The sequence below is a fragment of the Psychrobacter sp. 16-MNA-CIBAN-0192 genome (assembly GCF_040309565.1).
Lineage (GTDB): Bacteria > Pseudomonadota > Gammaproteobacteria > Pseudomonadales > Moraxellaceae > Psychrobacter.
The window spans coordinates 1-269 of the sequence record NZ_JBEOOX010000298.1 but is presented as its reverse complement, the minus strand read 5'-3'; the positions used below and the strand labels follow the sequence as shown (position 1 = coordinate 269).

Here is a 269-nt window from a genome sequence, read left to right as displayed (position 1 = left end):
CAATAATTGTGCAAACTTAAGTTGAGTAGGATCTTTGGTTACACCCGACTTGTGCAAGTTCTCTGCTTTAAGTTGCCACATCATTGAAAAATGTCTAATCGCATCACGAGCTGTTGCCGCGACTTTCACATCAACATAATCCGAAGGTAAATCACCAGACATTACCCAAAATGTTTGTTTTTTAGGTTGCTTCGATTCCATCTTCCAAATGGCTAAATAAGGAGCAAGATAACGGCTTTCGTCAGCAAGTACTTTACTTGGGATCACCC

Annotated in this window: 1 protein-coding gene; it reads right to left on the bottom strand. The window is 40.5% G+C overall.

Annotation, left to right across the window (positions count from 1 at the left end; all coding sequences use genetic code 11):
* Nucleotides 1-269 (bottom strand): DUF4826 family protein (locus AAEY78_RS13320; protein ID WP_352339785.1); only part of this gene is annotated, 269 nt, incomplete at both ends.